The organism is Rhodoglobus aureus (genome assembly GCF_039527955.1).
GTDB classification, from domain to species: Bacteria; Actinomycetota; Actinomycetes; order Actinomycetales; family Microbacteriaceae; genus Rhodoglobus; species Rhodoglobus aureus.
The window spans coordinates 1-19,106 of the sequence record NZ_BAAAKW010000008.1 but is presented as its reverse complement, the minus strand read 5'-3'; the positions used below and the strand labels follow the sequence as shown (position 1 = coordinate 19,106).

General features: G+C 59.3%; 17 protein-coding genes. 11 read left to right on the top strand and 6 right to left on the bottom strand.

Annotation, left to right across the window (positions count from 1 at the left end):
* The first annotated feature begins 9 nt into the window (after positions 1–9).
* Both ABD112_RS01480 and ABD112_RS01475 read left to right on the top strand, forming a co-directional pair.
* Positions 10–1,146, top strand: coding sequence for a sensor histidine kinase (locus ABD112_RS01480; protein ID WP_343922548.1), 1,137 nt, complete (start codon positions 10–12; stop codon positions 1,144–1,146).
* Positions 1,143–2,171: a hypothetical protein gene (locus tag ABD112_RS01475; RefSeq protein WP_343922546.1), complete on the top strand. Its 1,029-nt coding sequence runs from the start codon at positions 1,143–1,145 to the stop codon at positions 2,169–2,171. Before ABD112_RS01480 ends, ABD112_RS01475 begins: the two co-directional genes overlap by 4 nt.
* 201 nt (positions 2,172–2,372) lie before the next feature.
* On the opposite strand, the gene ABD112_RS01470 is transcribed toward ABD112_RS01475, so the two are convergent.
* The 3 genes from ABD112_RS01470 to speB form a co-directional block, all read right to left on the bottom strand.
* Complete coding sequence (locus tag ABD112_RS01470; protein WP_343922544.1) at positions 2,373–6,254, bottom strand: DNA-directed RNA polymerase subunit beta'; 3,882 nt, start codon at positions 6,252–6,254, stop codon at positions 2,373–2,375.
* Between the two features lie 42 nt (positions 6,255–6,296).
* The gene (gene rpoB, locus ABD112_RS01465; RefSeq protein WP_343922542.1) at positions 6,297–9,821 is read right to left on the bottom strand and encodes a DNA-directed RNA polymerase subunit beta; all 3,525 of its coding nucleotides are present in this window, start codon (positions 9,819–9,821) and stop codon (positions 6,297–6,299) included.
* Between the two features lie 211 nt (positions 9,822–10,032).
* A complete protein-coding gene (gene speB, locus ABD112_RS01460) occupies positions 10,033–11,046 on the bottom strand; it encodes an agmatinase (RefSeq protein WP_343922540.1) in 1,014 nt (337 codons plus the stop codon).
* A gap of 92 nt (positions 11,047–11,138) precedes the next feature.
* Between speB and ABD112_RS01455 the strand changes: the two genes are divergently transcribed.
* From ABD112_RS01455 to ABD112_RS01420, 8 genes are all read left to right on the top strand, one after another.
* Positions 11,139–12,005: a spermidine synthase gene (locus ABD112_RS01455; protein WP_343922538.1), complete on the top strand. Its 867-nt coding sequence runs from the start codon at positions 11,139–11,141 to the stop codon at positions 12,003–12,005.
* Between the two features lie 357 nt (positions 12,006–12,362).
* A complete protein-coding gene (locus ABD112_RS01450; protein WP_343922536.1) occupies positions 12,363–12,917 on the top strand; it encodes an alternate-type signal peptide domain-containing protein in 555 nt (184 codons plus the stop codon).
* 97 nt (positions 12,918–13,014) lie between these two features.
* Positions 13,015–13,596 (top strand): TasA family protein, encoded by a 582-nt coding sequence (locus ABD112_RS01445; RefSeq protein WP_343922534.1) that lies wholly within the window; start codon positions 13,015–13,017, stop codon positions 13,594–13,596.
* Positions 13,593–14,588, top strand: a complete 996-nt coding sequence (locus tag ABD112_RS01440) for a hypothetical protein (RefSeq protein WP_343922532.1) — start codon at positions 13,593–13,595, stop codon at positions 14,586–14,588. Before ABD112_RS01445 ends, ABD112_RS01440 begins: the two co-directional genes overlap by 4 nt.
* Positions 14,576–15,466 carry a hypothetical protein gene (locus ABD112_RS01435; RefSeq protein WP_343922530.1) on the top strand — a complete coding sequence of 297 codons (891 nt, stop codon included), beginning with the start codon at positions 14,576–14,578 and terminating at the stop codon, positions 15,464–15,466. The genes ABD112_RS01440 and ABD112_RS01435 overlap by 13 nt, the downstream gene beginning before the upstream one ends.
* Complete coding sequence (locus tag ABD112_RS01430) at positions 15,459–16,199, top strand: signal peptidase I (RefSeq protein ID WP_343922528.1); 741 nt, start codon at positions 15,459–15,461, stop codon at positions 16,197–16,199. Before ABD112_RS01435 ends, ABD112_RS01430 begins: the two co-directional genes overlap by 8 nt.
* A gap of 24 nt (positions 16,200–16,223) precedes the next feature.
* On the top strand, positions 16,224–16,691 hold the full coding sequence (locus tag ABD112_RS01425; RefSeq protein WP_343922526.1) for a SprT-like domain-containing protein: 468 nt from the start codon (positions 16,224–16,226) through the stop codon (positions 16,689–16,691).
* 81 nt (positions 16,692–16,772) lie between these two features.
* Positions 16,773–17,393 (top strand): CGNR zinc finger domain-containing protein, encoded by a 621-nt coding sequence (locus tag ABD112_RS01420; protein ID WP_343922524.1) that lies wholly within the window; start codon positions 16,773–16,775, stop codon positions 17,391–17,393.
* Between the two features lie 64 nt (positions 17,394–17,457).
* On the opposite strand, the gene ABD112_RS01415 is transcribed toward ABD112_RS01420, so the two are convergent.
* From ABD112_RS01415 to ABD112_RS01405, 3 genes are read right to left on the bottom strand one after another with little or no spacing between them, the layout of a single operon-like run.
* Entirely contained in the window at positions 17,458–17,760 is a 303-nt protein-coding gene (locus ABD112_RS01415) for a DUF427 domain-containing protein (RefSeq protein ID WP_343922522.1), read from the bottom strand.
* Positions 17,761–17,813: 53 nt separating this feature from the next.
* Positions 17,814–18,335: a 2-phosphosulfolactate phosphatase gene (locus ABD112_RS01410; RefSeq protein ID WP_343922521.1), complete on the bottom strand. Its 522-nt coding sequence runs from the start codon at positions 18,333–18,335 to the stop codon at positions 17,814–17,816.
* Between the two features lie 40 nt (positions 18,336–18,375).
* The gene (locus ABD112_RS01405) at positions 18,376–18,762 is read right to left on the bottom strand and encodes a zinc-binding dehydrogenase (protein ID WP_425563787.1); all 387 of its coding nucleotides are present in this window, start codon (positions 18,760–18,762) and stop codon (positions 18,376–18,378) included.
* 110 nt (positions 18,763–18,872) lie between these two features.
* On the opposite strand from ABD112_RS01405, the gene ABD112_RS01400 reads away from it, so the two are divergent.
* The coding region (locus ABD112_RS01400) for a helix-turn-helix domain-containing protein (RefSeq protein ID WP_343922517.1) at positions 18,873–19,106 on the top strand (234 nt) is incomplete at its 3' end.

The window sequence follows — 19,106 nt, the reverse complement described above, 5'->3', positions numbered from 1 at the left end:
GTTCGCGTAATGAGCGCGGTACTTGCAGCGACCACGATGCTCTTCCTGGCGCTCACGATCGGTTCACTTTTTGACCAGAATCGCTTTGTTATTCCGCACTGGCAGGCAGTGGCGGCCGCAGCCATTTTTGGCCTCCCCGTCATTCTGGCGGCAGTTTCGCCGTGGAGTTCACTCCGCGCGCTTCGAATCATGCACGGTGGCTACGCGATAGTGTTCAGCGCGATAGTAGTGAGTTGGATCCCCGCGTTCATCAACGGGCCCATGCCGACCGATGTGGCGCCCTGGACTGTAGGGATGACCGCCCTGGGCACGGTTCCTGCCGCCATCGCCTGGCGCCCGGCAGTTGCCTGGACCTTTCTCCTTGCGAGTTCTCTTGTCATAGCCCCGATCCGCATCATTGCGGATGGCGGCGCCGATGTTTCGCTCGCAGTGCAGTTCGCATTCTTCACGATCACGGTGTGTGCGGTGTTTACCGCTGTTGCCACTGTCGCGATAGGTGCTGGGCGAGAAGTGGATGTCGCGACTGCCGCAGCACGGACATCATCGATGCGCGCCGCAGCGTTAACCGCACGCGCCGAAGAACAGGCTCACCTTGATGCGCTTGTTCACGACGAGGTCATTGCGACAATCTTTGCGGCGGCAGGAGCCGGACGAAGCGACTCGGAGTCAACACGTGCACAGGCCGCGCGCACCATCGCTCGCCTCAGTGAACTTCACGAGGCCACCGCAAGCGTTCCTGAACTCATCCACTCTGACTACCTCATTCAGGGTCTCGCCACCTCGATCAACGATGCCACGGACGCCGCTGAGTTCGTTGTCACCGGCGAGCGGCGGCACCCCATCCCATCCTCGATTGCAAGCGCACTTATCGAAGCTACGGTCGAGGCCCTGCGCAACAGTGTCGTCCACGCATCGCTCGACTCCGCGGTAGTAAACCGAGTCGTCGGCCTTCGCCTGAGTTCGGAACGTGTCGATATCACCATCACCGATGATGGGCGCGGATTTGATGCCGCGAATGTGCCCAACAATCGTCTCGGCATCGTGGTGAGCATCTTGGGTCGGATCAATGCGCTTCCCAACGCCCAAGCGAATGTCTGGTCGCAGCCAGGCGAAGGCACACGGGTGAGCGTCGGGTGGCAGGGGTGAAGCGCTACTCGAGCACGCCACAGCGGCTAGAACTCCCAGAGCTCCGAGGTCGCGGCGCCCACCTGCTGATCTGGATTTACTTCATCACGATGTCGGCGCTTGCCCTGCTCTCTCTCGACGATGTGGACTCCCCCACGATTGTCTACCTTTCGGTCGCAGTTTTCGGAGCAATCTGGTTCGCGCTCACCAACGACACGGGTGAGCGTGTGAGCGTTCGGGTGTCCGTTTTTGTCATCGCGGCAAGTGTGTTCACCACGCTGCTCTCATCGTGGAACGCAATCCATGGTGGCTTCTCCCAGTGGTATGTCGGCGCTGGAGCGCTCGCCATGTTCTACCTCAGTCTGCGTGGTCGTGATCTGTTCGCGTGGGTCGGCTTTGCCGCCATCGGGCTCGCTGCTATTGCTTGGGGCCTCACGACCGACGATCGCTTGATTGAAGCGATTTTGTTGGTCGCTCGGCAGGCACCCATTGTGTTGGTTGGCTCGCTGTTCTCCTTCGGAATGAAACGCACGAGCAAGAAGCTTGAGAACGTGCACGAGGCAGATACTGCTCGAGTCGCTGCCGAAGCTGGTGCACTCGCGCGAACTGCGGAGCGATCACGTCGCCTTGCCGCTCTCGACGCCGCCGTTGGTCCCCAGTTGCAACGCATCGCTGACGGCACCGAACTCAGCGACAATGACCGGCACGAACTTCTCGTGGCAGAAGCACGACTTCGCGACAGTTTGCGCGCTCGCCAGCTTGACCTTCCGGAGATCGTTGCTGCGGTTCAGCGCGCCCGGCGCCGTGGCATCGTCGTACTTTTACTCGACGACCGCTACCCACTCGCGCTGCCCTCTGAGGCCCTTTCTCGAGTGATTAGTGCGTCGGTTCGGATGCTCGACTCTGCCGATGACGGCACAGTGACGATTCGCCTGCTGCCCGCCGGCCGGCAACTACTCTCTACGCTGGTAGCAGACGGCGACGAGTACGCTCGGGTCGAGCTGCCGTCGCTGCCAAGCGTTGCCACTGCTGCTTCCGTCACCTAGATCGCCGCGGTCGTCTCGCATCCGCTGGTCAGGCGGCATAGCCACTGGACGCACAGCGAAGCCAGTGGCTGTCCAGTGCAGCAAGTGGCCGTGCAGCGCAGCCGGTGGATGCCGCACCCTAGCCTCCAACGACGAAGGGCCCCTCGTCGCAGTGACGAGGGGCCCTTCGGTGGTATCACCCGAAGGTGACGCCGAGACTACTTAGTTGTAAGTACCCGGTGTTGAGTCGTTTGAGCTGAAGCTGTCGAAGTCGACGAAGCTCAAGTCGCTCTCACTGAGGCTTGCATCATCGGCGAAGATGCGGTTCGGGTAACGTTCGGCTTTCGCCTCTTCCGTTGCCTCGACCGACACATCGCGGTAGCGCGGCAATCCCGTACCAGCCGGGATGAGCTTACCGATGATGACGTTCTCCTTGAGTCCCATGAGCGGATCAGACTTGCCTTCCATGGCCGCCTGCGTAAGAACGCGGGTGGTCTCCTGGAACGACGCAGCCGACAGCCACGACTCGGTTGCCAGCGAAGCCTTGGTGATTCCCAAGATCTCCTGACGCGCGGATGCCGTTGCCTTGCCCTCGGTCAGTACCGACCGGTTGAGGTCGTTGTACTTGGAACGATCAACGAGCTCACCAGGAAGCAGACCGGTGTCACCGTGGTCAACAACAGTCACCTTGCGGAGCATCTGACGAACGATGACCTCAATGTGCTTATCGTGAATCGGTACACCCTGCGAACGGTAAACGCCCTGCACACCATCGACGAGGTGCTGCTGTACGGCACGGACACCGCGGACTCGAAGAACTTCCTTCGGGTCAACGTTTCCGACGTGCAGCTGCTTGCCGAGTTCGACGTGCTCGCCATCCTCGATGAGGAGGGTTGCGCGACGGAGGATCGGGTAAGCGATGGGCTCGTCGCCATTGTCTGGCGTGAGGATCAGCTTGCGACTGCGGTCGGTGTCTTCGATCGTGACGCGACCAGCGGCTTCTGCAATGGGGCTTGCACCCTTAGGGGTACGAGCTTCGAAGAGTTCCGTAACGCGGGGAAGACCCTGCGTAATGTCATCTGCCGAAGCAACACCACCAGTGTGGAAGGTACGCATGGTCAGCTGGGTACCGGGCTCACCGATCGACTGTGCGGCGATAATTCCGACAGCCTCACCGATGTCAACGAGTAGCCCAGTCGCGAGCGAGCGGCCGTAGCAGACTGCACACACACCAACAGCGGACTCGCACGTGAGTACCGAACGAACCTTGATGCTGTGAACTCCAGCAGCAACCAGCTTCTCGAGCAGAACGTCTCCGACATCGGCACCAGCCGAGGCGACAACAGCGCCCTTGTCGTCTGTGGCGTCTGCGGCGAGGCTGCGTGCGTAGACCGAGTTCTCGACGTTGTCGTCAAGAATCCACTTGCCATCAGCATCCTGTGCTGCGATCGGCATGTCGAGGCCCTTGCCAGTGCCACAGTTGTCTTCACGAATGATGACATCCTGCGAAACGTCAACGAGTCGACGCGTCAGGTAACCAGAGTCTGCGGTACGCAGTGCGGTGTCAGCCAAGCCCTTACGAGCACCGTGAGTCGAGATGAAGTACTCGGCTACGGTCAGGCCCTCCTTGTAGGAATGGACGATCGGGCGAGGAATGATCTCACCCTTCGGGTTTGATACCAGACCACGCATACCGGCGATCTGACGAACCTGCATCCAGTTACCACGAGCACCAGACGACACCATGCGGTTGATGTTGTTGTCTGTGCGGAAGTTCGACTGCATGGCAGTGGCAACTTCTGCGGTTGCCTTGTTCCAGATCTCGATGAGCTCCTGACGACGCTCGGCGTCGGTCGTGAGTCCCTTCTCGAACTGGCCCTGAACCTTCGAAGCCAACTTCTCGTAGCGGCCGATGATCTCCGGCTTGTTCGGCGGGGTCACGATGTCAGACAGCGCAACGGTAACACCTGAACGGGTAGCCCAGTGGAAACCAGCATCCTTGATCGCGTCGAGGGCTGCAGCAACCTCCACCTTCACGTACCGCTCAGCAAGGTCGTTGACGATGGCCGAAATCTGGCCCTTGTCAGCGAGCGACTCAATGTAGGGGTAGTCCTTAGGGAGAGCCTCGTTGAAGAGGGCCCGACCGAGGGTCGTCTCCATGAGCTTGGACTGACCCTGAACGAAGCCCTCAGGGGCATCTTCTTCAGAGAGGTACACGTTGTCAAGACGCAGGCGCACCTTGGCGTTGAGGTCGAGCGAGTGCTGATCGAACGCGAGGATCGCTTCCGCAACCGACGTGAACGCACGGCCTTCGCCAGCGACATCTTCCTTCAGCGTCGTCAAGTGGTGCAGACCGATAATCATGTCCTGGGTAGGCAGAGTCACCGGGCGACCGTCAGACGGCTTGAGGATGTTGTTGCTTGCGAGCATCAGTACGCGAGCTTCAGCCTGTGCTTCGACCGACAACGGAAGGTGAACAGCCATCTGGTCACCATCGAAGTCAGCGTTGAATGCAGCACAAACGAGGGGGTGAAGCTGAATAGCCTTACCCTCAACGAGCTGAGGTTCGAATGCTTGGATGCCCAAACGGTGCAGGGTAGGTGCACGGTTCAGCAGCACGGGGCGCTCACGAATGATTTCCTCGAGCACATCCCATACCTGCGGACGTGCACGCTCAACCATGCGCTTGGCGCTCTTGATGTTCTGGGCGTGGCTCAGGTCGATCAGGCGCTTGATAACAAAGGGCTTGAAGAGTTCAAGAGCCATCTGCTTAGGCAGACCACACTGGTGCAGCTTGAGCTGCGGACCAACGATGATCACTGAACGACCGGAGTAGTCAACGCGCTTTCCGAGCAGGTTCTGGCGGAAACGACCCTGCTTACCCTTGAGCATGTCGCTCAAGGACTTGAGGGCACGGTTGCCGGTACCGGTTACGGGGCGACCACGACGACCGTTGTCGAACAGTGCGTCAACGGCTTCCTGAAGCATGCGCTTCTCGTTGTTGACGATGATCTCGGGAGCACCGAGGTCAAGGAGGCGACGCAGACGGTTGTTGCGGTTGATCACACGACGGTAGAGGTCGTTGAGGTCGGAGGTCGCAAAGCGGCCACCATCCAACTGAACCATCGGGCGCAGTTCCGGAGGAATAACCGGAACAACGTCGAGCACCATCGCGGCCGGCGAGTTACCGGTCTGCAGGAAGGAGTTGACTACGCGCAGGCGCTTGATGGCGCGGATCTTCTTCTGACCCTTGCCGTTAGCGATCTGGTCGTGCAGTTCAACACTCTCGAGTGCGAGATCGAATGCCTGAAGGCGCTTCTTGATCGCTTCAGCACCCATGAATGCTTCGAAGTAGCTTCCGAAACGGTCCTGCAGCTCCTGGAAGACGGAATCCTCAGGCTTGAGGTCACCGATCTTGAGGCTACGGAAGTCGTCCCAGACGCGCTCGAGCTGTGAGATCTGCTCGTCGATGGACTTGCGCAGCTGGCTCATTTCTTTTTCAGCTGCATCCTTGATGCGACGCTTCTGGTCGGCCTTGGCGCCCTCTTCTTCCAGAGCGGCGAGGTCTTCCTCGAACTTGGTCAAGCGGTCGGCGATGCGGGAATCGCGCTGGCCCTCAAGCGTCTTGATTTCGAGACGGATCTCGTTCTCAAGCGCAGGCATGTCAGCGTGACGGCCCTCTTCGTCAACCGAAATGATCATGTATGCGGCGAAGTAGATGACCTTTTCGAGGTCCTTCGGCGCCATGTCAAGCAGGTAACCGAGACGACTCGGAACACCCTTGAAGTACCAGATGTGAGTAACCGGAGCAGCAAGCTCAATGTGACCCATGCGCTCACGGCGCACAGCCGACTTGGTTACTTCAACACCACAGCGCTCACAAACGATGCCCTTAAAGCGGACACGCTTGTACTTGCCACAGGAGCACTCCCAGTCACGGGAAGGACCGAAAATCTGTTCACCGAACAGACCATCCTTCTCCGGCTTGAGTGTGCGGTAGTTAATGGTCTCTGGCTTCTTAACCTCACCATGCGACCAGCGACGAATGTCGTCGGCGGTAGCGAGACCGATTTTGATTTCATCAAACGCGTGAACGTCGAGCATTTATCTTCTCTCTTCGAAAGTTCTGCAGTCGTAATCGGTCGGTTAAATCTCGTCGACAGACGAGGATTCGAACCGCGCGGAAATGTTGATGCCCAACTCTTCTGCTGCACGGAACGCTTCATCGTCCGTGTCGCGAAGGTTGACCGTTGAACCGTCTGCCGAAAGAACTTCGACGTTGAGGCACAGCGACTGCATTTCCTTGATAAGCACCTTGAAGCTCTCGGGGATACCGGGCTCCTGGATGTTCTCGCCCTTAACGATGGCTTCGTATACCTTGACGCGACCGAGGATGTCATCCGACTTGATCGTCAGAAGCTCCTGCAGTGCGTATGCGGCACCGTATGCCTCGAGCGCCCAAACTTCCATCTCACCGAAGCGCTGCCCACCGAACTGAGCCTTACCACCGAGTGGCTGCTGAGTAATCATGGAGTACGGTCCGGTTGAACGAGCGTGGATCTTGTCGTCAACGAGGTGGTGCAGCTTGAGGATGTACATGTAGCCGACCGAAACGGGAGCCGGGAACGGCTCACCCGAGCGACCATCGAACAGCGGGGTCTTACCCGAGGAGTCGATGAGGCGAACGCCGTCACGAGTAGGAGTCGTGGAGTCAAGAAGACCCGCGATTTCCTCTTCGTAAGCACCGTCGAATACAGGGGTAGCAACCTTGGTTCCTGGCGCAGCGCTGAAGGCTTCCTCGGGGAGGGCGCGTGCCCACTCCGGCTTTCCTTCAACTTCCCAACCCTGCTTCGCAACCCAACCGAGGTGAGTTTCGAGTACCTGACCGAAGTTCATTCGACCGGGGATACCTAGCGGGTTCAGGATGATGTCAACCGGGGTTCCATCTGAGAGGAACGGCATGTCTTCGACAGGCAGAATCTTCGAGATAACACCCTTGTTGCCGTGACGACCAGCGAGCTTGTCACCTTCGGTGATCTTGCGCTTCTGGGCGATGTACACAACAACACGCTGGTTGACGCCAGAGCCGAGCTCGTCATCGTTGTCTGCGGAGAACTCCTTGACAGCGATGATCGTGCCGGCTTCACCGTGGGGAACCTTCAGCGAGGTGTCGCGAACTTCGCGGCTTTTCTCGTTGAAAATGGCACGGAGCAGTCGCTCTTCGGCTGAAAGCTCGGTCTCGCCCTTCGGCGTTACCTTGCCAACGAGGATGTCGCCGGGGCGAACCTCGGCACCGATGCGAATGATTCCACGCTCGTCGAGGTCAGCCAAGATTTCTGGGCTGACGTTCGGCAGGTCGCGAGTGATCTCTTCTTTGCCGAGCTTGGTGTCGCGAGCATCCACTTCATATTCTTCGATGTGGATCGACGACAGTACGTCGTCCTTCACCAGATTCTGGCTCAGGATGATCGCGTCCTCGAAGTTGTGACCCTCCCACGGCATGAATGCCACGAGGAGGTTCTTTCCGAGTGCGAGCTCGCCGTTCTCGGTCGCGGGGCCATCAGCAATAACCTGACCCTCTTCGACGCGTTCTCCGGCGCTGACGATTACGCGGTGATTGTAGCTCGTGCCCTGGTTGGAGCGGTCGAACTTGCGCAGGAAGTATTCCTGCGTTCCGCCCTCATCGAGCTGAACTACAACGACGTCTGCCGAGACCTCGGAAACAACACCAGCCTTGAGCGTGGTGACTACGTCTCCAGCGTCAATTGCGGCGAAGCCTTCCATACCGGTTCCGACGAGCGGGCTCTCGCTGCGCAGCAGCGGGACAGCCTGACGCTGCATGTTGGCACCCATGAGGGCGCGGTTTGCATCGTCGTGCTCGAGGAACGGAATGAGCGAGGTAGCTACCGACACCATCTGGCGCGGCGAAACATCCATATAAGCGATGTCTTCAACGGGAACGAGGTCAACCTCGCCGCTCTTCTTACGAGCAAGAACGCGAGGCTCAGCGAACTTCATGTCCTTGGTGAGCGGTGCGTTTGCCTGGGCGACAACGAACTCATCTTCTTCGCTCGCGGTCAGGTAGTCGATCGTGGTTGAGACCGTGCCGTTAATGAGGCGACGGTACGGGGTCTCAATGAAACCGAATGCGTTGATGCGGGCGAACGATGCGAGCGAACCAATCAGACCAATGTTGGGGCCTTCAGGAGTCTCAATCGGGCACATACGGCCGTAGTGAGAGGGGTGAACGTCTCGAACTTCAACACCAGCACGCTCACGGCTCAAACCACCTGGGCCCAGCGCCGAAAGGCGACGCTTGTGGGTCAGTCCCGCGAGCGGGTTGTTCTGGTCCATGAACTGCGAGAGCTGCGAAGTACCGAAGAACTCCTTGATCGCGGCAACGACGGGGCGCACGTTGATCAGGGTCTGCGGAGTGATCGCTTCGATGTCCTGCGTGGTCATGCGCTCGCGAACAACACGTTCCATACGGCTGAGGCCGGTACGAACCTGGTTCTGGATGAGCTCACCCACGGCACGGATGCGACGGTTGCCGAAGTGGTCAATGTCGTCAATGTCGAGACGAACATTTACCTTCTTGCCGTCGCGGACTCCCTTGACACTGGCTACACCGCTGTCGCTTACCGAAACGTTGGGAGCCGAGTTGTCGTGAAGCGAAACCATGTACTTGATGGTCGCGATGATGTCTTCAACGGTGAGCACCGACTCTTTAATGTCAGTGTCGAGACCGAGCTTGCGGTTGATCTTGTAGCGACCAACCTTCGCGAGGTCGTAGCGCTTGGAGTTGAAGTAGAAGTTGTCAAGAAGCGCGCGTGCGGCTTCGGCAGCAACCTGCTCGCCTGGGCGAAGCTTGCGGTAGATGTCCTTGAGCGCTTCTTCCTTGGTGAGGATGTTGTCTTTCTCCAAGGTGGCTTCGATCGACGGGAAGCCCTTGAATTCTTCAAGGATTTCTTCGCTCGAGAGGCCGAGGGCCTTCAGGAAGACCGTGACCGACTGCTTGCGCTTGCGGTCGATGCGAACGCCGACCTGGTCGCGCTTGTCGATCTCGAATTCAAGCCAAGCACCACGGCTGGGGATGATGCGAGCCGAGTAGATGTCCTTGTCGGAGAGCTTCTCAGGCTGGCGGTCGAAGTACACACCGGGTGAACGCACGAGCTGCGAAACAACTACGCGCTCGGTTCCGTTGATGATGAAGGTACCGCGCTCGGTCATGAGCGGGAAGTCACCCATGAACACGGTCTGAGTCTTGATCTCACCGGTGAGGTGGTTCATGAATTCGGCGTTGACGTAGAGAGGAGCAGCAAAAGTCTTGCCGCGCTCCTTGCACTCGTCGATGGAGTACTTGGGCTCTTCGAGCTCCGGCTCCGTGAACGACAACTGCATCGTCTCGCCGAGGTCTTCGATCGGCGAAATCTCTTCAAAGATTTCGTCGAGACCACTGCGTGTCGGCAGATCAGTGCGACCAGCGGCTACACCGTCAGTTACACGCTGCTTCCAGATGTCGTTTCCGACGAGCCAGTCAAAGCTCTCGGTCTGCAATGCGAGCAGATCGGGAACCGTTAGCGTGTCAGTGATTTTTGCGAAAGAAAGCCGCGAAGCTGAGCGGCCGTTTTTCAGGGACTTATTGGTGGACGCATCGCGCGCAGCAGCCAAGGAACAACCTCCGTGAACCCCGTCGGGTTCGTCTGTCAAGATAATTGACGGTCGGTAATGAAATGCTCACCAGAAACACCCCGCCGCTATACTCGGGGCACCCAGCTGTCCGCAATATGACTGCTTAATTTGTCTGGGAGCGCAAGGATCTACTATAAGCCGGAATGCCGCCCCGTGTCCACCTGATTCTTGACCAAATTCACAATTTCGACTAGGGGTTTGCTGTGAGTCCTGCAGCGCGGTTCTTTGACGCCAGCGCTCCGAACGCCTCCCAGATCAAACGGTGGGCATTATTCACCGTGATATCGGCGTGGTCATAGGCCGGCGCGACCTCCATGATGTCGAAACCAACGACATCCGTTTCGAGCACAATTTGACGCACCATGCGCAGCAAATCAATGGGCGCGAAACCACCAGGCTCGGGCGTTCCCGTTGCGGGGGCGAACCCAGGATCAAGCACATCGATGTCTATTGAGATGTAGACCTTGGATGCTCGAGCCTTCGCTGCTGCGATTATGTCGGGAATCACGGCCTTCACCCCACGTTCCCAAAACTCTTGCATCATGAAGTGCTTGAGACCGTTATCGCGCATCCACTTCTGGTCTTCTTCTCCTGGCCAGTAACCGCGCAAGCCGACTTGCAAAAAGTTGGGGCCCGGAATCGCGCCCGACTCTATGAGCCGACGCATCGGGGTGCCGTGGCTGGCGAGGTTGCCCTCGAGAATGTTTGCCGTATCGGCGTGGGCATCAAAGTGGATCATCACCACATTGCCGAAACCGTGGTGCTCGGCCACCGCAGTAGCTGCCGGCCAGGTTATCGAGTGGTCTCCGCCAATGATGAACGGAATGATTCCGCGGCTGGCGACCTGAGAGACGCGCTCGTAAATGGCTGCCTTCGATAGTTCCCACATTCCGTGGCTCGTTACGGCATCCCCGTAGTCGATGACATCGAGGTGGTCGAAGATCTCGACACCAAGATCGAGGTGATAGGTGCCGGGGTCATAGGCGCTGGCGCGAAGGGCCCGAGGCCCGAAGCGCGCACCAGGACGGTTAGTGGTGCTGTCGTCCCACGGCGCACCCACGACGGCAACATCGGGCATCCACGAATCAAGCTGCTCTGGCTCGCTCAACATCGGTCGCATACCGAAGGTGGCGGGACCAACATAAGACTGCGCATTCAATTGCGCTCGAAGGTGAGGGGGAAGCTCACGATTCACATCGACCATGCTTCACCGTATCCCCTCAGCACACGCATTCACGGGCGTGCCGCACCGACGCGCGACTCCAGCGTGCACCGGATTGTGGCAAAGTCAATGACATGGCCGAGCATCCAACAATCACATTAAAACTCAGCGGCCACCTAGCCGAGATCGCCCCCGATAAGTGGATGGATGGCGCTTACACGCTCACCGTCGATGGCACCCCGCAATCCCATGTGAACATGGATGACCCCAGCGAGTTGTTCTTTGAGTACGTGCAGCGAATGGGGCACGTGATCGACCAACTCACCGAATCGGGTGCGCCCATCACCGCCGTTCACCTCGGCGGTGGCGCACTCACCCTTCCCCGCTACGTTGAGGCCACGCGCCCAGGCTCGCGCCAACAGGTCGTCGAGCTGGAATCGGATCTCGTCGATTTTGTTCGCAAGGAGCTTCCCTGGTCGAAGCAGGCATCCATTCGTGTGCGTCACGGTGACGCGCGTGACGTGCTCGCAAAGTTTCCGCCCGGCTTGCGCGGCGCCGTCGACCTCCTCGTCGTCGACATCTTTAGTGGGGCTCGCACGCCAGCCCATGTGACGAGTCTCGAGTTCTATACAGATGCCATGACACTGCTCGCGCCCGAGGGCGTAATCGTGGTGAACGTCGCCGACGGCCCAGGGCTCGCATTTGCTCGAAGCCAAGCAGCAACCCTCAAACACACGGTTGGGCATGTGGCTGCGCTTGCTGAAACGCAGATCCTTAAAGGTCGACGATTCGGCAACATCGTGTTTGTGGGCTCACCCGCGCCGCTGCCCCTTCAGTGGATGCCGCGCCTCCTCGCCGGCGGCCCGCACCCCTCAAAGGTGATTGCGGGCGTCGAACTGCTCGACTTTATTGGCAGCTCTCCGGTCGTTACGGACCACACTGCGGTCAAATCACCCCCTCCAGCGAAAAGTATTTTCCAGGTAAAACAGGGGCGTGGATAGACCGTTCCGTACACGGGGGACGCCTGTACCCCGGTTTCGTTGAAGCAAACGGGGTACAAATCCGTCCCCCTTTTTGCCTGTTTACCGCGAATTCCGCGGAAAACCGGGGTAGTTCGTCCCCCGAACCGATACATCTAGTCCCCCATGGTGCGGACTCATCTTGCCCCCCACTACTGGGGACTGTCCTCCATAGTGAGGACAGATAGATTCGATATTAGAAGTTGAACGCGAGCCCCGAAAGCTCGCGCACGCACCACCGAGTTGCAGGAACCCGAAACCAGCACACAGCTTCTTGAATCCCGATAACCCGAACCACAATCATCCCGGTCAGTAACTGCTGCGCCGCGAAAGGAAATCATGAACAAGCTCGTTAAAGGCTCCATCGCAGGCGCAGCAGGAATCGCATTGCTCCTCGGTGGCGCAGGAACCCTCGCTACCTGGAACTCCAGCGTGGTCGTAGCCGCACCTGGCAGCATCACCGCAGGAACGCTCGACGTGGTTGCAGCAACCGGTAATTACGACGGCTGGAAGCTCGGCAGCGGCTCAATAGTTTCTTCGCCTGCTAGTTTCAAGATCGTTCCGGGCGACACCGTCACCTACACGAAGACCTTCGACGTGACCGCAACCGGTGACAACCTCAGTGCAGTCATCGCACTTGGCACACTCGCTATCGCACCGGTCAGCTCATCTAAGGCAGCAGATACGGCGCTTGCCGCGGCGCTCACCAAGTCGGCCGTCTTCACAGTCGACAACAAAACCACAACGACCATTAGCCCGAAATCAGGCACGCAAGAGGTTGTCGTGACTGTCACCATCACGTACCCGAAGAGCACCACGGCTGGCACCGAGAACTCGTCGATGCTCGGCGCAGTTTCGCTCAGCAACTTCGCAATCACGCTCACACAGAACTAGCTTTACCCGGCTGGGTGTGCGCTCTGGGGGGACGCACACCCGGCAATCAACCTGTTTGACTTCACAACACTCTTCTCACCCTGAAAGGCGGTGCACCATGAACTCTTCAACCGTTCGCGGCTCGCACCGTCTTTACAGCGTTAAGGGACTCCTCCAGCGCCGCTCGGCACTATCGCCAGCCTCGTTCAGTGGCGGACTGCTTGGCACCCTAAGGATCGCCGCAGTCTTCACCATCGCCATCACCGTCGGCCTCATCGGCACGGGTGGAACTTATGCCTACCTGAACTCGTCGGCCATGGCAGCGCCCGCGTCGATACTCAGCGCCGGCACCTCCTCGCTTGCTGTCGGATCGCAATCTCTCAACTGGTCAGCTCTCACGCCTGGCAAGTCAGTCACCGGCACCTTCTCTATTACCAACACTGGTGACGTGCCTCTGGTTCTTTCTGCGACAATCGCAGCAACCATGACACCGTCAGCTCTCGCGAACCCGTTCACCATCTCGGTCGCCAATGGCACCTGCCCGGCATCGGGCGTTCCCGCGGGAACCTTGAGCGACACGCTCGCTGCTGGCGCATCTACTAGCGCCTGCCTCGTGGTCACTCTGCCCGCGAACGCACCAGCAAGCGCTCAGTCCGCGAGTGCCTCAATCGTCGCAACAATCGCAGGGGTGCAGCCGTGAGCCGCCGCGCCGAGCGTGCTGACGCCGGGGAACGCCAGGGCATGAAGCGTTCAACTCGGATGTCAATCACCGCCGGTATCGTTATCTTTCTTTCGCTGACATCCAGCATCGGTTTCGCGGCGTGGACTGCTTCGTCATCCAAGTCAGCTACCGCAACTGCGGGCGCCGTGGCAGTGAGCACCGCAACGAGCGGTGGACTCGCTACGATCGCTGCGCTCGGCCCGTTCACCTACACATCAACGAACCAGAGTGTGACGAAGCCCGTCACGGTTCGCAACACCGGCAGCGTCGAGGCGTCTGTAAGCAGCATCGCCATTACAAGCATTGGAACCCTCGCCGGTTCAGAGATCACTGCCAGGTTTTGGGCCGGCACGAGCAGCGCTTGCGCGGCCACCACTCCCACCATCACGACAACCCTCGGTAGCGGAACTGTATCGCTGAGCACCCTCAACTTGACGATCGCGGCATCCAACTCCGCCGTTCTCTGTGTGTCAACCACATTCACCGGCAACATGACGACCCTGGCTGGTCAGTCGATCTCTTCCAGCTTTACCGTACGAACTAGCGCTAGCGCCAACTGGGTCGCGGATGACTTATTGCCTTCCGCTAGCCGCACTTTCACGCAGTTGATCTTCAAGCCCATCGCGCCGAACCAGCCACTCAACATTCTGTGTGTTGACAACCACGACAAGAGCATGATCACCATTTCGTGGAGCACTCCTAGCGGATTCCCTGTGCTCAATGGCGGCTACAACGTCTATCTCGAGGGTGTCTACCTAGGCAACACGACGAGCGCCAGCACTCTTGTGTCCAATAGGGCCAACACCGGGACCAACGCGATCCTGACAGATCAGTCAAACTCTGCAAGCGGTGGAAATACGGGCAATCTGACGGTACGAGCGGTGACCTTGACGGGCACTGAATCTGTGGATTCGGCCGTGATTCCGATTCAACCGCGCAGCGGAAACAGCGGCCTATCATGCGTAAACTAGCGAACCTCGCACCCGGAATAGCACTAGTGGTGGCATTCGGCTTGATGCTCGGCGCCACACCCGCAAACGCCGCAGGCAACGTGGGAGTGCTTGAGGTTAGCGACGATGGCGTGACCTTTGCGCGCAGCTATCCCGGAGTGGTTTTTGACAACATCGCGCGAATGAGCCCGGGTGACAGCCAGTCTGAAACGATCTACGTCCGCAACACAGGAACGGTTTCGGGTTACCTTCGTATCTCGCTGCGCGACGTGCAATATTCAGACCAGCACTACGGCGATGCGCTGACGGTGACTACCAGCACCCCGAGCAGCACAGGCAACGCTCGAGCAATCAGCTCCGCAAATCCGTGTCAAGTGACTCACGAAGGAACCGTGGTCGCTCCAGGCGAAGTGGTGCCCGTCGTTGCCACGCTCGCGCTGGGGAATTTGAACGGCAGTGATGGGCAGGGCTCTACCGCATCCCTTGCGCTGCGATTTTCCCTCTCCGATTCGACCCCCGGCACGCTGCCCCCCACGAACTGCGGCAACGCGGGCACGACAGTACCGGCAACTCCACCGGGTCCCGGTTCTCCGGGGTCACCAGTGGTGACGGACTCAACTGGTGCCAGTGGCTCTACGGGCTCCAGCGACTCCTCGTTTGGCGAAGAATTCGTTCCGGTTCAGAACCCGGATTCGAGCCCTTCCGCATCGACAATCCCGGGAGAAGAGACGAGCGCTGGACTTCTCCCCGCGTTGCCTTCAGCATTCAGCCTTGACCCCAACACCTGGCGGCTCTACCAGGAGTACCTTGTACTCATTCTCTTTCTGGCAGCAAGCATTGGTGCCGGTATCTCATGGCTAGCCGGTCGACGTTCACGAAAGGAGGCTGCAGATGGTTGAGGTCAGCGCGCCTGCTAAGCCAAGCAAAACTCAGCGAACCGCCGACGATAAGCCGAACGGGGCTCTCCATTACCTGGGAATGGGCATAAGCGCGGGTCTTTTCGGGCTAGTACTGCTGGTTGGTGCCCTCGTGATCGTTATCCCTACAGTCGCCGGCGCAATGCCGCTTACAGTGCTCACGAGTTCGATGGAACCCGGGCTGCCGCCGGGAACCCTCATCGTGGTGAAACCGATTGAGACCAACGCGATCGCCATGGGCGACGTCATCACCTACCAAATCGAGTCAGGTAAACCCGGCGTGATCACCCACCGCGTCACGGGAATCACCAACTCGAGCGATGGCGACCGCACCTTCACACTGAAGGGCGACAACAATGACGTCGCCGATGAACTTCAGGTGTTGCCCGTGCAGGTAGTCGGCAAGCTCTGGTACAGCGTTCCGTGGATCGGAAATGTCAGCAACTACGTGAATGGAAATGGCCAATCGTGGCTCGTTCCCGTAATTGCCATTAGCCTCTTCGTCTACGCCGGCTTCATGATCATGAGCGGCGTCGTCTCGAGCGTTCGTAAGCGGAAGCAGGAACGCGTCGAAGCCGAGCATGAAGCCGAACTCGCTGCATTCGTTGAGGCTGCACCTGTCGTGGTCGCAGCCGAACCCGCCGTGAATCCCACACGCAAGCCCGCACAAAAGTCCACAGCGACACCCACCAACAAGGCCGCGCGGAAGCGCTAGCCCACAATCGATTAGCCTCAATAGGTGGCTGATCTTCCCCGAGTGCGCGTGTGGGCTGACGCGCTCATCCGACTCCATCTGACTGACGACTGGCAGTTCACTTTCGACAACGCCAAAACGCGGGCCGGGCTCTGTAACTACACCCACAAACGCATTTCGGTGTCAAAATATTTAGCTCGCCGCTATGAGGATGACGAGATCTACCAGGTATTGCTCCATGAGGTCGCTCATGCGATGGCAGGATCTGGTGCGGGCCACGGAGCTCGCTGGAAAGCCGTTGCGCAAGAGCTCGGCTACGAAGGCAAAAGGCTGCACGGTGGTGCAATCGCCGATGAGTTCGCTCCCTGGGTGGGCACGTGCCCAGCAGGACACCTGCACTACCGGTACCGCAAACCGACCCGCGTTCTCGCGTGCGGGCTGTGTTCACGAAAGTTCGCCACCGCCCACCGCATCGAATGGGTGCACCGCACAGTCTCGCGTCCACGCGTCTAATAGAGATGGTTGCGGCGGCGTCGTTGCCGCGGCGGCTCCTAGCGGTCGAGGCGCCAACGCGTAACCGGCGATAATGGTTAGGTGCAAAATCCCGATACTCCCGCTATTAGCGGCAATTCTGGCCCCAACGGCCAATGGTTCACCTCAAGCACCTCACGACAGTGGTGGTTTGACTCTGGTGCGCGCGCCCTCGATTTCGCCTACACCGGCGCCATGGGCGACAACCCGGCCTGGGAGAAATTGCACTCCCCCAGCGACTTTGCCCAGTGGCTCGAAGGACGATTCGAGGCATCCGATGGCACCGTCAGCGAGCGCGACCTGACCGACGCTCGGGGCCTGCGAGAAGCGATCGCAACAATTGCGTCCGCTCTGAGCGTGAACGAGACTCCCGACCTGAAACAGGTCGACGTGATTAATCTCTTTGCGGCGACACCGGATGTTCCGCCACGACTGGCGGGTGGCGGCATGAAAGCCGGCCGCACCACCGTTCGCACCAGCCAAGCACTCTCATCGATGGCCCGCGAGGCCGTGTTCCTCTTCGGGGCTGAACAGCACGAGCGAATTCGGGAGTGCGCCGCCGATGATTGCGCACTCGTCTTCTACGACGAATCGCGCTCAAACAACCGCCGCTGGTGCTCAATGCAGCGCTGCGGTAACCGCGCAAAAGTGCGCAGCCACCGTGCCCGAAATGCGGCACGCTAGCTGCGCACAAGATAGGTGCCCGCCCGGCGTCACTCGACGCTAGCGGTGCACACTCAGTTGTCGATTATTCGACGAACTGAACCTCTTTCCAGAAGGTTACGTAGTTGGAGAAGTCCTTACCGACGCGCTCGGCAGCGCCGGGAAGAATGTTGGGGTAGCTGAAGGCGCGGTCCTGAAACTTCTGGCCATCAGCACTAACGACGAAGTACTGGCAGTCACCCTTCCACGGGCAGTGGTACGGGGTGGGGCTCTTTTCAAGCAGCTCGTGGTTGACGCTGGCCGGTGGGAAGTACCAGTTGCCCTCGATCTTGATGAGATCTTCTTGGGGTGCTTCTGCGATCACAGTGTCGCCGATTACTGCCTTCATACTGTCCTCCATTGAGTCGGTGATTGCTCACTCCAACGTTCGAGAAGCAAGCGTCATTCCCGAACGATCTCAAAACTGGCTGCAGCGTTGCTGGCGATGGCAGCATCTAGGGCTTCTCGGCCAGCGCTGTTGACGTGCTGTTGTCCAGCTACGCAGGCCGACAAGAGGTGGTCGTGGGCAGGCTTCAGGCTAGCGAAAGCGGCGACAGCGGATGCCGACTCTGGAGAAATGTAGTCGACCCCGGCATCCGCAAGCGCATCAATGATCGCGCCGGCAGCGAGGAGATCGTCGACGGTGAACCCGCCGTCCGGGTCGCCCGCCGCGATTACGGCAACGGTGAACCTGTCACCCTTGAGTTCTTGTTGCGCGATGACCCACTCGGCGACGGCTGTGGCTGCCCCGGTTCCGGCAGCGAGAATCGAGAACGCTCCGGGCAACTCGGGCACGGGCGTTGAACCGTTGGCCAGAGCATCCGCCCACACAACGACGTCAGCACCGGGGCTCAGTTCGAGCGCACGTTGGCGGCCGAAGCCGAAACGCACTTGGTACTGGGGTTGGTTGCGGGGATCGTTCACTCCACGAGGCTAAAACGAACAGTCCCGCGTTGGCGCTGAGTTACTGAATATGACGCTCGGCGGGTGAACTTTCGCCCTCTGGTTGCGAGGGAATCTTGCTCGGGACGACCACGATCTTGCCCGGTCCATGATCCGAAGCGATTTGGTCGATCGCCTCGGCGACCCCATCGAGACCGACGACTCGCTCCACCGCAGGAACGAGTTGCCCTGACGCCAACAGCCCCGCCAAGTAGCTGAGGTCGTCGTGGTTGGCTGCGGCGGTGAACTGGGAGAAACCCACACCGGCACGCTTCATAGCGAACTTCATTCTGAGGATGTGCGGCACGGGCCCGAGAACGCGGTTCGTCTTCGGCCCACTGGCGGCCACATAGCGTGCGCCGGGCGCCAAGATGCTGCGGATTTGTGCCGCTGTCCGGTTGCCCCGCATGTCGAGCACAACCCGGGTTCTAAGCGGAAGTGCAACACCTTCTAAGTTGTGGTTATTGAGATCACTCCGAGAAGGGTTGCACTTCCTTGACCGCACAATACCGACATTTGATGATCGATGACCGCTTCGAGCTCCAACGCCTCTGGGAAGGTGGTGTCAGTCGGTCGGCGATTGCTCGCCGTTTAGGGGTTCACCGTTCCACGATCACCCGAGAGGTGGACCGAGGTTCGTGGCAGCCGGAGCACGATCACGCAAATCTGCGCCCGTACCTGCGCAACCGGCTCGATACTCGTGGCCCACAGGAACGTCTCTACCTCGGGACTCAGGCCCAACTTCAGGCAGAC